At 71.2% G+C, this 14,446-nt stretch carries 11 protein-coding genes and 1 riboswitch; all 11 genes read left to right on the top strand.

The window, feature by feature from the left end:
* A partial coding sequence (locus tag ACWCSD_RS32940; protein WP_449920718.1) for a hypothetical protein occupies positions 1-1,060 on the top strand: 1,060 nt, incomplete at its 5' end.
* A 37-nt stretch (positions 1,061-1,097) separates the two neighbouring features.
* Positions 1,098-2,444: a hypothetical protein gene (locus ACWCSD_RS32935; RefSeq protein WP_397162175.1), complete on the top strand. Its 1,347-nt coding sequence runs from the start codon at positions 1,098-1,100 to the stop codon at positions 2,442-2,444.
* A 38-nt stretch (positions 2,445-2,482) separates the two neighbouring features.
* Positions 2,483-3,031, top strand: coding sequence for a peptide deformylase (gene def / locus ACWCSD_RS32930; protein WP_358293995.1), 549 nt, complete (start codon positions 2,483-2,485; stop codon positions 3,029-3,031).
* 2 nt (positions 3,032-3,033) lie between these two features.
* Positions 3,034-3,963 carry a methionyl-tRNA formyltransferase gene (gene fmt / locus ACWCSD_RS32925; protein ID WP_397162174.1) on the top strand — a complete coding sequence of 310 codons (930 nt, stop codon included), beginning with the start codon at positions 3,034-3,036 and terminating at the stop codon, positions 3,961-3,963.
* Positions 3,950-5,467 carry an RsmB/NOP family class I SAM-dependent RNA methyltransferase gene (locus ACWCSD_RS32920; protein WP_449920713.1) on the top strand — a complete coding sequence of 506 codons (1,518 nt, stop codon included), beginning with the start codon at positions 3,950-3,952 and terminating at the stop codon, positions 5,465-5,467. The genes fmt and ACWCSD_RS32920 overlap by 14 nt, the downstream gene beginning before the upstream one ends.
* A 176-nt stretch (positions 5,468-5,643) precedes the next feature.
* Positions 5,644-6,297 carry a ribulose-phosphate 3-epimerase gene (rpe, locus tag ACWCSD_RS32915; protein ID WP_352353174.1) on the top strand — a complete coding sequence of 218 codons (654 nt, stop codon included), beginning with the start codon at positions 5,644-5,646 and terminating at the stop codon, positions 6,295-6,297.
* A 1,231-nt stretch (positions 6,298-7,528) separates the two neighbouring features.
* Positions 7,529-8,506 carry an ABC transporter permease gene (locus ACWCSD_RS32910; RefSeq protein WP_358293989.1) on the top strand — a complete coding sequence of 326 codons (978 nt, stop codon included), beginning with the start codon at positions 7,529-7,531 and terminating at the stop codon, positions 8,504-8,506.
* Positions 8,507-9,346 carry an ABC transporter permease gene (locus ACWCSD_RS32905; RefSeq protein WP_364331511.1) on the top strand — a complete coding sequence of 280 codons (840 nt, stop codon included), beginning with the start codon at positions 8,507-8,509 and terminating at the stop codon, positions 9,344-9,346. It begins immediately after the preceding gene.
* Positions 9,343-11,412: an ABC transporter ATP-binding protein gene (locus ACWCSD_RS32900; protein WP_358293985.1), complete on the top strand. Its 2,070-nt coding sequence runs from the start codon at positions 9,343-9,345 to the stop codon at positions 11,410-11,412. Before ACWCSD_RS32905 ends, ACWCSD_RS32900 begins: the two co-directional genes overlap by 4 nt.
* Positions 11,409-13,118, top strand: coding sequence for an ABC transporter family substrate-binding protein (locus ACWCSD_RS32895; protein WP_449920707.1), 1,710 nt, complete (start codon positions 11,409-11,411; stop codon positions 13,116-13,118). The genes ACWCSD_RS32900 and ACWCSD_RS32895 overlap by 4 nt, the downstream gene beginning before the upstream one ends.
* 88 nt (positions 13,119-13,206) lie before the next feature.
* Positions 13,207-14,019 (top strand): oxygenase MpaB family protein, encoded by an 813-nt coding sequence (locus ACWCSD_RS32890; RefSeq protein WP_449920705.1) that lies wholly within the window; start codon positions 13,207-13,209, stop codon positions 14,017-14,019.
* A 77-nt stretch (positions 14,020-14,096) separates the two neighbouring features.
* Positions 14,097-14,227, top strand: a riboswitch (FMN riboswitch).
* Positions 14,228-14,446 lie beyond the last annotated feature (219 nt).

Raw genomic sequence — 14,446 nt, 5'->3', positions numbered from 1 at the left:
CACGGCGGTGGCGATCCCGTCCGGGGAGCTGCCCGACCTGGGCGAGGCGCCGTGCGACTGTCCGGGCTGCACCCCGCTGCCCGCCGCCCGGCTGGCCTCGGAGGAGGAGCTGACCGAGGCGCTGCGGACCGTTCCGAAGCTGGCCGGCGGCCCCCCACCGGGCGACGGCGAGCCGCTGGACGCCTGGGCCCAGACCGTGGCCCGGCTGCTGGAGGACGACACCGGCGGCGAGATCACCGGCCACGCCGAGCTCGACGAGGGCCTCTACGACCTGTTCGACATGCTCTACCGCCTCCAGACGCCGGTGCCGCTCCAGGTCGTCGCCGACTACCTGGAGGAGGTCTCGGGCGAGGGCGGCATCGACGTGGCCGGTGCGCTCGACCGGCTGGCCGGGTGGGGCATGGTCCGCCTCGACGGCGAGGCGGCCGAGCTGACGCCGCTGGCGGTCTGGGGGCTGCGCGAGCACTACCTCTCGCTCGGCCTCGACGCCCCGGTCGCCCCCGACCTGGGCGAGGCCGACGCGCGCGGCCTCATCGAGGGGCTGCTCGAAGGGCTGCCGGCCGAGCTGGCCGAGCAGGACATCTCCCGCTGGCTGTCCGGCCGCGCGCCGGGCGAGGCCGCGGCCGAGCTGCTGACCGCCGCCTCCGGCGCGCCCGCCGTGGCCCGCGGCATCGCGATCACCATCGTCGACCGGCTGGGCGCCGAGGCCGAGCCGCAGGTGCGCGACCACCTCGACGACCAGGAGTTGCGCCCGCACGTCATACACTGGCTGGCCGCACGTGGTCTCGGCGCGCCGCCGCTCACCCAGGACGAGCTGCTCTGGGTCAGCGTCGACATGCTCGCCCTGGCGATGCCCGCCGCGCGGGAGGATCCGGAGATCTTCGCCGAGAACATGGCGGCGTCCGGTCCGCCGGCCCATCTGATCGAGGAGATGTGGCGGGTCGACCACCCCGACGTCGTCGAGGTTCTGGAGCTGCTCGGACGCTCCATCCCCGACGACACGGTGGCCAAGGCGGCGCGCAAGGCGGCGTTCAAGGCGCGCTCCCGGGCCATCCGTTGAGTACGTCCTTGTGACTGCTGTGCAGTAAGTTTCCTGGGTGGCAAACAATGTCTTCGACCTCGCCGAGCTGCGCAAGCTGATCGATGAGCAGGCCGCCGTGCCTCCACGGCCACCTGAGGAGACCTCCGTGGAGCACGAGGCGCTGACCTTCCCGCCCGTCCTGCTGGCGAGCGACGCCGAGCTGGCCCGCGCGGTGCCCGCAGTGCCGCTCGTCGCCGACGCCATCCGCCTGACCGCCTGGACGGGCAGCCGCGAGGTGGGCGCCGACGGCATGCTGAGCGAGTCCGACGCCAGGGCCGCCGCGGAAGAGCTGGGGCTCCAGGAGTCGCGGCTGCGGCTCATCTGGATCGTCGCGGTCAACACCGGCCTGCTGCGCATCCTCGGCGGCCGGGCCTCCCGCGGCCCGCTGTCGATGCAGCTCACCGTCGAGGCCACGCTGGAGTTCTGGGACGGCGTGGTGATGGACGTCCTCGACCGCGCCGACGAGGGCCTGACCGGCTCCTCCGTGGTCGACGACCACCTGGCCGAGATGCTGGCCACGATCTACTCGGTGCGCTCCGGCGTCGCCGTGGGCAACCTGGCCAGGGGCATCCTGCAGTCGCACGAGGTCGCCTGCGCGCCCGGTCCGGTCGAGATGCGCAGGCTGGCCGCCGCGCTGCCGGCCGAGCTGCTGGAGGCGGTCTCGCTGCTGGCGTACTGCGGGCTGGTGGAGCAGACCGAGGCCGGGCGCACGGCGCTCACCCCGCTCGGGGTCTGGGCCGTCCGGCGCGACCTGCTGCGCGAGGGCCACGACGCGCCCACCGCCGCCGAGGTGCAGGTCTTCGCCGACCTGTCGGCCGCCGAGCTGGTCGAGGCGCTGGTGAAGGGCACCGCCACGCAGAGCGCCGTGGCGGGCTGGCTGGAGCGGCGGCCCCCCGAGGCGGCCGCCCGCGAGCTGATCGAGATCGCCGCCTCCGGCACCGCCGGGCAGCGCGGCGCGGTCGGCGCGATCCTGGAGGAGCTGGGCCCCGAGGCCGAGCAGCCCGTGCGGCAGGCGCTCGACCACCCGCTCATGCGCCGCTACGCCGCCTCCTGGCTGCACATCCGCGACCTGGAGGCCCCGCCGCTCAGCCCCGAGGACCACACCTGGATCGCGGTCGACAACCTCGCCGCGCTCATGCACCTGTCCGGTCCGGCCGCGGGCCGCCTCGACATGCCCGAGCCGGGCGAAGACCTGATCAAGCTCGTCGGCCAGATGCCCGCGGTCGGCCACCCCGACACGCTGGCCGTGCTCGACATGCTCGCCGGCTCCCACGACGACCGGGCGGTGGCCAAGGCGGCGCGCAAGGCCGCGATGAAGGCCCGCTCCCTGCGCCACGACCGGCCGCCGGCCCACCGCCGGTAAACTGGGCTGATCCACGTTCGAGAACAGGAGTGAGCCCCTTGGCGATCCAGTCGATCCGGCTGTTCGGAGATCCGGTGCTGCGCACCCCGGCGGCCCCGGTCGTCGACTTCGACAAGGAGCTCCGCAAGCTGGTCAAGGACCTCACCGACACGATGATGGACGCCCCGGGCGCGGGCCTGGCGGCCCCGCAGATCGGCGTCGGCCTGCGGGTGTTCACCTACTACGTCGACGACCAGCTCGGCCACCTCATCAACCCCGACCTCGACCTGTCGGCCGACCTCGACGAGGAGGGCGAGGAGGGCTGCCTGTCCTTCCCCGGCCTGTCCTACCCGACGCCGCGCGCCGTCCGCGCCGTGGCCAAGGGCTTCGACATGCACGGCGAGCCGGTCACGCTGGAGGGCACCGACCTGATGGCCCGCTGCTTCCAGCACGAGACCGACCACCTCGACGGCATCCTGTTCATCGACCGCATGGACCCCAAACAGCGCAAGCTGGCCATGAAGGCGATCCGCGAGGCCGAGTGGAGCGGCCTGTCCGCCCCCGTGATCAAGATGTCGCCGCACGCCACCGGCGGAAGGGCGCTCTGACGATGCGGCTGGTCTTCGCGGGCACACCCGAGACGGCGCTGCCGTCGCTGCGCATGCTGATCGACTCGCCGCGGCACGAGGTCGTGGCCGTCATCTCCCGTCCCGACGCCCAGTCAGGGCGGGGGCGCAAGGTCCACCCCTCGCCGGTGGCCGAGCTCGCGGAGGAGGCCGGCATCGAGGTGCTGCGCCCGGCCAAGGTCGGCGACCCCGCCTTCCTCGACACGCTGCGCGCGCTGGAGCCCGACTGCTGCCCGGTGGTGGCCTACGGCGCGCTGTTGCCGCAGTCGGCCCTCGACGTGCCCCGCCACGGCTGGATCAACCTGCACTTCTCGGTCCTGCCGGCCTGGCGCGGCGCGGCGCCCGTCCAGCACGCGGTGCTGCACGGCGACGAGATCACCGGCGCCACGACGTTCCAGATCGTCAAGGAGCTCGACGCGGGCCCGGTCTACGGCGTCGTCACCGAGGAGATCCTGACCCACGACACCAGCGGCTCCCTCCTCGAACGTCTGTCGGTCTCCGGCGCCGGCCTGCTGGCCGCCACGCTCGACGGCGTCGAGGACGGCGCGCTGGAGGCCCGTCCCCAGCCGCTCGACGGCGTGACGATCGCGCCCAAGATCAACGTCGCCGACGCGCGGGTCGACTGGACCAAGCCCGCCATGCGGGTCGACCGCCTGATCCGCGCCTGCACCCCCGGCCCGGGGGCGTGGAGCGAGTTCAGGGGCCAGCGGGTGAAGCTCGGCCCGGCCAAGGTCGCCGTCCAGGCCGACCGGCTCGCGCCCGGCCGGATCCTGGCCACGAAGAGCCACGTGCTCGTCGGCACCGCCACCGACCCGGTCGAGCTGGGCGAGGTGCAGCCGCAGGGCAAGCGGGCGATGGGGGCGGTCGAGTGGGCGCGCGGCGTCCGGCTTGCGAGTGACGATGCCTTCGCGTGAACCCCGCCGGTCGCCGGCCGGCTCCACGGGCACCAGGCCCCGCGGAGCGAACCGCCCGCGCCGCCCCGCCCGCGACCATGCCCGCAACGCCGCCTTCGACCTCCTGCGGGCCGTCGACGAGCGCGACGCCTACGCCAACCTGCTCCTGCCGCGCCTGCTGCGCGAGCGCGACATCCGCGGGCGCGACGCGGCGCTGGCCACCGAGCTGGCCTACGGCACGCTGCGCGGCCTCGGCACCTACGACGCGATCATCGAGATGTGCAGCGACCGGGCGCCCGACCCGGCCGTGCGCGACGCCCTGCGGCTGGGGGCCCACCAGCTCCTGCGCATGCGCGTCCCGCCGCACGCCGCCGTCGGCACCACCGTCGATCTCGTACGCCTGCGCATCGGCCAGGGCGCGGCCAAGTTCGTCAACGCGGTGCTGCGCAAGATCGGCTCACGCGAGCTGGAGGACTGGATCCCCATCGTCGCGCCCGACTCCGACCAGGACCCGGTCGGCCATCTGGCCGTCGCCTACGGGCATCCCCGGTGGATCGTCTCGGCCTTCCGCGACGCGCTGGGCGGCGGCGGGGAGCTGGCCGACCTGCTCGACGCCGACAACGTCCGGCCGCTGGTGACGCTGGTCGCCCGGCCGGGGCGCAGCTCGGTGGCCGAGCTGGCCGAGTCCGGCGCTGATCCCGGCCGTTACTCGCCGTACGCGGCTTACCTGAGCGAGGGCGACCCCGGGCAGATCGAGGCCGTGGCCGAGACCCGCGCGGCCGTCCAGGACGAAGCCAGCCAGCTCGTGGCGCTCGCCCTGACCCGCGTGCCGCTCGACGGCGAGGACGAGCTCTGGCTCGACATGTGCGCCGGGCCGGGCGGCAAGGCGGGCCTGCTCGACGCCGTCGCCACGTACGGCGACCTCGCGGGCCTCGACGGCGAGCGCCGTCCGGGCGACGGCGACGCGGCGAGCGGCGGCGGTGCGGCGAGTAACGGCGGTGCGGCGGGCGGCGGCCCTGTGGCGTTCCCCGGTGGGGCGCGGGTGCTGGCCGCCGACGTGCAGTACCACCGGGCGCGGCTGGTCTGGCAGACCACCAGGACCGCCTCGGTCGTCACCGCCGACGGCACCGAACCCGCCTGGCGGCCCGGGGTGTTCGACCGGGTCATGCTCGACGCCCCCTGCACGGGGCTGGGCGCGCTGCGGCGGCGTCCGGAGGCCCGGTGGCGGCGCGACCCGGCCAGCATCGCCGAGCTGGGCGCGTTGCAACGGCGGCTCCTCGGCACGGCCCTCGACGCCGTGCGCCCCGGTGGGGTGGTGGCGTACGTGACCTGCTCGCCGCACCTGGCCGAGACGCGCGTCGTGGTCGGCGACGTCATGGGCCGCAGGGGTGACGTGGAGCAGCTCGACGCGCGCGACTACCTGCCGGAGGTCGACGGGCTCGGCGACGGCCCGTACGCGCAGTTCTGGCCCCACCGCCATGGCACCGACGCCATGTTCCTGGCCCTCCTCCGCAAACGCCCCTGACCCCGCCCGCCCCTCGCCCGCGAGCTGGGCGTCTGCGTGCTGGACTCCCGCGTGCCGGGCGCCCACGCGTTGGGTGCCTGTCCGCTCCTCTCCCGTCCCTTGCCCGTGTGGTGGCGGGTTGGCGTGGTGGGAGGGGGCGTCGAGGGGGAGCGGGGGGTTCAATAGACTGGCGCATCATGGCCGTACAGATCTCGCCCAGCATCCTCGCCGCCGACTTCGCGCGGCTGGCCGACGAGGCCGCCGCCGTGCCGAACGCCGACTGGCTGCACGTGGATGTCATGGACTACCACTTCGTGCCCAATCTCACCCTCGGGCTGCCCGTGGTGGAGTCCCTGCGCAAAGCCACCCAGACGCCTCTCGACTGCCACCTCATGATCGCCGACCCCGACCGCTGGGCCCCCCAGTACGCCGAGGCCGGAGCGGGCAGCGTGACCATCCATGCGGAGGCGTCCAAGGCGCCGGTGCGGACGTTGCGCGAGATCCGGTCGCTCGGCGCCAGGGCGGGGCTCGCGCTCAACCCGGCCACGGCGGTGGAGCCGTTCGAAGGGCTGTTCGGGGAGATCGACATGCTGCTGCTGATGACGGTCGAGCCCGGCTTCGGGGGGCAGAAGTTCCTCGACATGGTGCTGCCGAAGGTGCGGGCGGCGCGGGCGATGATCGAGCGGCACGGCGGGTCGGTCTGGCTGCAGGTCGACGGTGGTGTGACGGCCGAGACGATCGAACGCTGCGCGGAGGCGGGCGCCGACGTGTTCGTGGCCGGCAGCGCCGTCTACGGGGCCGCCGACCCGGTGGCCGCCATCGACGCCCTCCGCGCCGCCGCCACCCGCTGACCCTCCCTCGGCACTCGCCCAAGGTTCCCCGGCACTCGCCTGACGTTCCCGGGCACTCGCCGGCCGTTCCCGCCACCCGCTGACCCTTCCCCGTTCACCGCTGCCCCCTTCCCGCCACGGGCGTGCCCCGCGCGCTCCCGTGGCCCCTTCGCCCCTCCACAAGGTGTGGTCGGCGGCAGGGGTGTGCGGCTCCTTCGCCTCATCACGAGGCGTGCGCCGCACTGGGTGGAACCTCGCGAGGCCCGTCAGGCACCCCCGCGGCCTCTCCACGAGGCGCGCACCACAGTCCTGCCGCCGCGCCTCGGTCCACTGGGGCGCGCGCCCTCTGGGGCACGCGCTCACTGAAGCTGCGGGCCAGAGGAGTTGCATGCCCACTGGGGTGCAGGCTCACCAGGGGTGCAGGCCCGCTCAGGGTGCAGGTCCGCTCGTGCGAGGTCCGCTCGGAGGGTAGGTCCGCCCAGGGTGGAGGGCTCAGGGGAGTGCAGACGCTCTGGGGGCTCACCAGGGGTGCCGGTCCGTTGTGGGCGCAGGTTCGCTCGGGGTGAAGGCCCGCTCGGGGTGCGGATCCGCTCGGGGGCGGGCCAGGGGAGTGCAGGCCCACTTGGGGGTTGAGGTCCGCTCGGGGCGAGCCCATCCGGGGTGCGGGGCTCTCTGAGGGGTGTGGGTCTGCTGGATGTACGGGGGCCGCTGGGGGCGGGGTTGGGTGGCGGGGCCGGTCTCGTGCCGAGGGGCGGAGGGGGCCGGGAGCCGCAGTGGTGAGCGGAGCGTGAGCGTGGGGGGATCGTCCCGGGGACGCCTTCGGGGCGGGCGGCAGCGTGCCCTCGGACCGACCCACCTCGGCCACCCGCCTGAGATCAATAGCCGCGACATCGCGAAATATCAATCCCCAGCCTATTGATCAGTATGACGTGCGTCACTTCGGGATTGGGTTATTTTTTGTCAGGATTCTGTGACATACGCCGATCCGATAGCGCGCGTTACCGATCTTGGTAGAGCGCGTTTCCCCAGGTCAACTCCCCTGTAGGGCGATGATCGACGACGAGCCGCCACCGTGCTTAGTGACCCTACCGTTATGTCGAACTATTGCTGACTGTGATGTTTGGCTAGATATCCTGCGTTTTGATCGCCGTTCCGCGTCATGACTTTTCGCGGCGTAAGACGGTCTTTTTCCATTGCGGGGGTCTTCTCCTACCGGGGTTTCCGGGCCCTCGTTCAGTGCGAACGGAGGGTAATGGGCAAGTACCTGCTCCGCAGGTTGGCGATCAATCTGATCTTGGTCGCGATCGCGGCCAGCTTGGCTTACATGCTCGCCGCGACGACCATGAACCCCCGCGGCGCGTATGAAGGCCGCCAGCCTCCCGTCGCCGAGGAAGTCATCGACGCCACCCTCGACAGCTACAACCTCAATGACAAGACGCCCGTCCTGGAGCGCTACGCGACCTGGGCCAAGGGCGTCGTCACGGGTGACTTCGGCAAGACCTGGAACGGCGGTTCGGTCAACGACGAGATGGGCCGGCGGATCTTCGTCAGCCTCCGGCTGCTGCTGGTGGGCACGATCCTCGGGTTCGTCTTCGGAGTGGCGCTCGGCGCCCTGTCGGCGATCAAGCAATACCGGGTGACCGACCGGGTGATCGGCGTCGGCTCGTTCGTGATCATGGCGATTCCGGTGTTCGTGCTGGCCACGCTGCTGGCGATCAGCGCCTACAACCTCAACCGCGGGCTCGGCTTCACGCTGATCGAGTTCACCGGCGAATACAACCCCAAGCTGTCCGGCTGGGACCAGTTCACCAACCGGCTGAACCACCTGATCCTGCCGACCATCTCGCTCAGCCTGGGCTCGATCGCCTTCTACAGCCGCATCCAGCGCAACATGATGCTGGACGTGCTCGGCCAGGACTTCGTCCGTACCGCGATGGCCAAGGGCCTGCGGCGCAGGACCGCCCTGATCAAGCACGCGCTGCGCACCGCGCTGATCCCCGCGGCCACGTACTTCGCCTTCGCCTTCGGCACGATGCTCACCGGCGCCACCTTCACCGAGAAGATCTTCGCCTGGAACGGCATGGGCGCCTGGCTGGTCGACTCGATCAACCAGAACGACGTGAACTCGGTGGCCGCGGTCAGCATGTTCGCCTCCGTCTGCGTCCTGTTCGCCGGCTTCCTGTCGGACCTGCTGGTGGCGGCCCTCGACCCTCGAGTGCGGGTGAGCTAAGTGCGTTCCAAGGTTGTTCTCGGGCGGATGCTGCGCAACCGGCAGGCCCGCTACGGCTTCATCGCCCTCGTGCTGCTGGTGGCGCTGGCCTACATCGGCCCCCTGTTCGGCGCCTACGACTGGACGGACAAGGACTTCCTCGCCTTCCTGTCGGCGCCGTCGTCCGACCACTGGTGGGGCACCACCACGATCGGCCAGGACATGTACGCCGTCACCCTGCGCGGCATGCAGAAGTCGATCATCATCGGCCTGCTCGTGGCGCTCATCTCGACCGGCCTGGCCGCCGTGGTCGGCGCCTTCGCCGGGTACTTCGGCGGCTGGGTGGACCGCGTCCTCATGTGGGGCGTGGACCTGCTCCTCGTCCTGCCCAGCTTCCTGATCATCGCGATCGCCTCGCCGCGCCTGCGCGGCGCCTCCTGGCTCTGGTTCGTGGTCCTGCTGGCGGCGTTCGCCTGGATGATCACCTCCAGGGTGGTGCGCAGCATGACGCTCTCGCTCCGTGAGCGCGAGTACGTGCAGGCGGCCGTCTACATGGGCATCCCCCGCTGGAAGATCATTTTCCGGCACATCGTGCCGAACCTGTCCTCCTTGCTGATCATCGACGCCACCCTCAACGTGAGTGGCGCGGTCATCGGCGAGGCCGCGCTGTCCTTCTTCGGCTTCGGCATCCAGCCACCCGACGTCTCGCTCGGCACGCTGATCGCCGAGGGCTCCCGCAACGCCACCGGCTACCCCTGGCTGTTCGCCTTCCCCGCCGGGCTCCTGGTGCTGCTGGTCCTGAGCATCAACCTCATCGGAGACGGCCTGCGCGACGCACTCGACCCGGGGAGCAACTCATGAGCATCCTGGAGGTTCAAGACCTCACCGTGACGTTCCCGGGCGGCATCGAGGCCGTGCGCGGCGTCAGCTACGAGGTGGCCCGCGGCGAGGTCCTGGGCATCGTGGGCGAGTCCGGTTCGGGCAAGTCCGTCACGTCCCTGGCGATCATGGGCCTGCTGCCGCGCGCCGCCCAGATCAGCGGCTCGGTCAAGCTCCACGGCCAGGAGCTGATCGGGATGAAGGAAGACGACCTGGTCAAGGTCCGCGGCAAGTCGATGAGCATGATCTTCCAGGATCCGCTGTCGGCCTTCACGCCCGTCTACACGATCGGCGACCAGATCTCCGAGGCGCTGCGCGTCCACCAGAAGCTGGGCAAGGACAAGGCCGCCAAGCGCGCCGTCGAACTGCTCGACCTGGTCGGCATCCCGCACCCGGACGTGCGGGCCAAGGCGTTCCCGCACGAGTTCTCCGGCGGCATGCGCCAGCGCGCGATGATCGCGATGGCCATCGCCAACGACCCCGACCTGCTGATCTGCGACGAGCCGACCACCGCGCTCGACGTGACCATCCAGGCCCAGGTGCTGGAGGTGCTCAAGACCGCCCAGCGCGAGACGGGCGCCGGCATCGTCATGATCACGCACGACCTGGGCGTCGTCGCGGGCATGGCCGACCGGGTGCTGGTCATGTACGCCGGCAAGCCGGTCGAGCAGGGCAACGTCGACGACATCTACTACCGGCCGCGGATGCCGTACACGATGGGACTGCTCGCCTCGATCCCCAGGATCGACGGCGAGGAGGGGCCGCTGGTGCCGATCGAGGGCAACCCGCCCTCCCCGGCGGCGCTGCCGCCGGGCTGCCCGTTCGCGCCGCGCTGCCCGATGAAGATCGACTCGTGCGACGACGAGGAGCCCCCGCTCACCGACGTCGGCGGCGGCAGGCACGTCGCCTGCATCCGCTCCCGCGAGATCGAGTACAAGGGCCTGACCGGCACGGACGTGTTCCCGGTCCCGGTCATCCCGGTCAGCGAGGTGGTCCGCGTGCCGCGCGAGCAGCGCGCGACCGTGCTGGAGCTGGACAACCTCATCCGGCACTACCCGCTGATGAAGGGCGCGGTGTTCAAGCGCCGCGTCGGCACCGTGCACGCCGTGGACGGCATCAGCTTCGACATCGCCGAGGGCGAGACGCTGGCCCTGGTCGGCGAGTCGGGCTGCGGCAAGACCACGACCCTGCAGCAGATCATGCAGCTCGCCCCGCCGCAGAGCGGCCGGATCGTCGTGCTCGGCCAGGACAGCGCCAAGCTCGGCCCGTCCGGGCGCAAGGCGCTCAGGGGCGACCTGCAGATCGTCTTCCAGGACCCGATGGCGGCGCTCGACCCGCGCATGCCGGTCGGCGACATCATCGCCGAGCCGCTGCGCGCCCACGGGCGCAAGAACGTCAAGCAGCGGGTCGCCGAGCTGCTCGAACTGGTGGGGCTGGCGCCCGAGTACGCCGAGCGCTACCCGCAGAGCTTCTCCGGCGGCCAGCGCCAGCGCATCGGCATCGCCCGCGCCCTGGCCCTGGAGCCCAAGCTGCTCGTCCTGGACGAGCCGGTCTCGGCACTGGACGTGTCCATCCAGGCCGGCGTGATCAACCTGCTGGACGAGCTGAAGAACACCCTGGGGCTGTCGTACCTGTTCGTGGCGCACGACCTGGCCGTGGTCCGGCATCTGGCCGACCGCGTCGCGGTCATGTACCTCGGCAGGATCGCCGAGATCGGCACGGTCGAGGAGGTCTACGACCGCCCCGCGCACCCCTACACGCAGGCGCTGCTGTCAGCGATCCCGCTGCCCGACCCCGAGATGGAGCGCACGCGCAAGCGGATCCTGCTCGAAGGCGACCTGCCCAGCCCGGCCGACCCGCCATCGGGTTGCCGGTTCCGCACGCGCTGCCCCAAGTTCGCCCTCCTCACCGAGGCCGAACGCCGGCGCTGCGTGGACGAAGAGCCCTCGGTTGCCCGGCTCGCGACCGCCGTGGACCACGGCGCCGCCTGCCACTACGCGGAGGAAGTCGAGGTCATCACGGCCTCGGACGATCAGGAGGAAAAGTGAAGGTTCGTTACCGGGCGGCGGCGGGAATCGCCGTCCTCGCCATGGCCGCGGCGGCTTGTGGCGGTGGTGGCGGCGAGGCCAAGAAGCCGAGCGCCGAGCAGTCGCAGCAGGCTCAGCAGCAGATGTCGCAGACCCCTGGCATCGCGATCAACCCCGTCCCGTACGAGCAGGTCAAGGACGGCGGCACGCTCACCCTCTCGGTCGGCCAGTGGCCGAGCCAGTGGAACGGCAACCACATCGACGGCAACCAGCGCGACACGGCGGACATGCTGGACTCGCTGATGCCGCAGCTGATGATCGCCGACGCCGAGGCCAACTTCAAGGCGAACCCCGACTACCTCACCGACGTCAAGATGGACCTGTCGTCGGGCAAGCAGGTCGTCACCTACACGCTGAACGAGAAGGCCCAGTGGTCGGACGGCACGCCGATCACCTGGAAGGACCTCGAGGCGGCGTGGAAGGCCAACAGCGGCAAGGACAAGAAGTTCAAGCCGGCCTCCACCGACGGCTGGGACCGCATCGAGTCGGTCACCAAGGGTGACAGCGACAAGGTCGCCGTCGTGACGTACGGCAAGAACTACCCCGAGTGGATGGGGCAGTTCTCCCGCTCGCCGCACCTGTACCCGGCCTCCCACATGGAGACCCCGGAGAAGTACGAGAAGGACTACCTGCAGAAGATCCCGGTCACCGCCGGGCCCTTCAAGGTCGAGAGCATCAACGAGGGCACCAAGACCCTGACCGTGGTGCGCGACGACAAGTGGTGGGGCCGCAAGGCCAAGCTCGACAAGGTCATCTTCCGTACCATCGAGACGCCCGCCGCGCAGGTCAACGCCTTCGCCAACGGTGAGCTCGACGCGGTGGAGATCCCGCCGGGCAGCCCGGCCGACCTCAAGCGCGCCAAGGAGGTCCCGAACGTCGACGTCCGCAAGGCGCTCAGCCCGAACTGGCGGCACATCACCGTCAACAACCAGAGCGAGTTCCTGAAGGACAAGTCGGTCCGCCAGGCCGTCGCGTACGCGATCAACCGTGACGTGATCACGCAGTCCGACCTCAAGGACATGGACTGGCCGCTGCAGACGCTGGGCAACCACGTCTTCATGAACAACCACAAGGCGTACGTCGACAACTCCGGCGAACTGGGCAAGTACAACCTGCCCAAGGCCAAGGAGCTGCTCGACGCGGCCGGCTGGAAGCAGGAGGGCGACGTCCGCAAGAAGGACGGCAAGGAGTTCTCGCTGAACTTCGTCGTCCCGGCGGGCCTGCCGTACGCCAAGACCGAGGGCGAGCTCACCCAGGCCATGCTCAAGGAGGCCGGGATCAAGCTGACGATCCGCCCGGTCCCCGATGACAAGTTCTTCACCGACTTCATCATCAAGGGCGACTTCGACCTGGTGCCGTTCTCCTGGATCGGCACGCCGCTGCCCCTCGGCGGCCTGCCGCAGATCTACAAGACCGGCTCCGAGTCGAACTTCCCCAAGGGCAGCGACCCGGCGCTGGACGCCGCGATCGACGCCGCGGTCAGCGAGATGGACCCGACCAAGGCCTACGAGCTGGCCAACGCGGCCGACAAGCTGATCTGGGACCAGGTGCACACCATCCCGCTGTACCAGCGTCCTGACATCCAGGCCACCAAGAAGACGCTGGCCAACTACGGCGCCTTCGGCTACCAGGCCGCCGACTACACGGCGATCGGCTTCACCGGCTGATCTCCGTAGCCTCGACGAAAGCCCCCGGCCGGTTCCCGGCCGGGGGTTTTTGGCATGGTTTGTCGCCCCACTGGGTAACTGTTCACTTATGGACGACGACTATGGGATCTTCGGCCCCGAGTCGGTGACCTGGCGGGTGATGGGGGAGCCGATCCAGCTCGTCGGCGGCTTCCGCGCGCTGCTGATGCAGGGGCTGCACCCCAGGGCGATGCGCGGCGTGCTGCAGAACTCGGCGCTGCTCGATCCGGCGGAGGCGTGGTCGCGCTTCCTGCGGACCAGCGAGTTCGTCCGGGTGCGCACGTACGGCACGCGCGCGGAGGTGGAGCGGGCCGGCCGCCGGGTGCGCAAGATCCACGCCACGCTGACCGCCCGCGACCCCGACACCGGCGAGACCTACCACCTCGACGACCCCGAGGCGCTGCGCTGGGTGCACGTCGGCGAGGTCGACTCCTACCTGACGGTGGCCCGCCGCGCTGGCGTGCGGCTGTCCGACGCCGACGCCGACCGGTTCGTCGCCGAGTGGCGGCGCGCCGCCGAGGTCGTGGGCCTGGACGGGGACGACGTGCCAGGCTCGGTGGCCGAGCTGCGCGCCTACATCGACGGACGGCGTCCGGGGCTGCGGCTGGTGCCCGAGGCGGCCCATCCGCTGCGGCTGTCGCTGCACACGCCGCTGCCCGGCGCGCTGTCCGCGCTGCGGCCCGCCGTGCCCGCGCTGACCGTGCTGGCCCTGGCCACGCTGCCGCGCTGGGCCCGCCGCCTGTACGGCCTGCCCGCCACGCCGGTCGGCGACCTGTGGGCCTCGGCCACGCTGCGCGCCCTGCACACCGGCATCGGCCTGGTCCCCGCGCAGGTCCGCTACGCGCCCTCGGCCCGCCGGGCGCGCAAGCTGATGGCTGCCTGAGCGAGCGCTTGTTCAAATAGCACGGGGGCGGTCGCGCTTTCCGTAATCGGCATGGCAAACTGGTACAAGAAGAGAGCTAGCGTGCTCCGGGGTCGGTGAAAGTCCGAACCGGCGGTTACAGTCCGCGACCCGGCCGATGCCATCGGCCGGTTGACCTGGTGAAATTCCAGGACCGACGGTTAAAGTCCGGATGGGAGGAAGCGCGCGAGGTGTCCGGCGTCCCAGCCGGGCTCCTGACGTGGTGCCGTGCCGGCACCCGAAAACCCCCCGGGGCCCGCCGTGGCTTGAAGCTACTGGCGAGTAGGAGACCCGGGTGGACATCTCAGCCGCCGACGCCGCGCACATGGCGCGCGCCGTCGAGCTGGCTCGGCTCCCCCATCACCCGCCAGGTCACCGACTCGGGGCCGAAGATCCCATAGTCGTCGTC

It is taken from the genome of Nonomuraea sp. NPDC001684 (genome assembly GCF_053596515.1).
This window is presented reverse-complemented; position numbering and strand designations above follow the sequence as displayed.

Bases quoted from the DNA above. Each gene is read 5' to 3' on its own strand.
- fmt (WP_397162174.1), top strand. From the start codon at position 3,034: ATGCGGCTGGTCTTCGCGGGCACACCCGAGACGGCGCTGCCGTCGCTG.
- ACWCSD_RS32920 (WP_449920713.1), top strand. From the start codon at position 3,950: ATGCCTTCGCGTGAACCCCGCCGGTCGCCGGCCGGCTCCACGGGCACC.
- rpe (WP_352353174.1), top strand. From the start codon at position 5,644: ATGGCCGTACAGATCTCGCCCAGCATCCTCGCCGCCGACTTCGCGCGG.
- ACWCSD_RS32910 (WP_358293989.1), top strand. From the start codon at position 7,529: ATGGGCAAGTACCTGCTCCGCAGGTTGGCGATCAATCTGATCTTGGTC.
- ACWCSD_RS32900 (WP_358293985.1), top strand. From the start codon at position 9,343: ATGAGCATCCTGGAGGTTCAAGACCTCACCGTGACGTTCCCGGGCGGC.
- ACWCSD_RS32890 (WP_449920705.1), top strand. From the start codon at position 13,207: ATGGACGACGACTATGGGATCTTCGGCCCCGAGTCGGTGACCTGGCGG.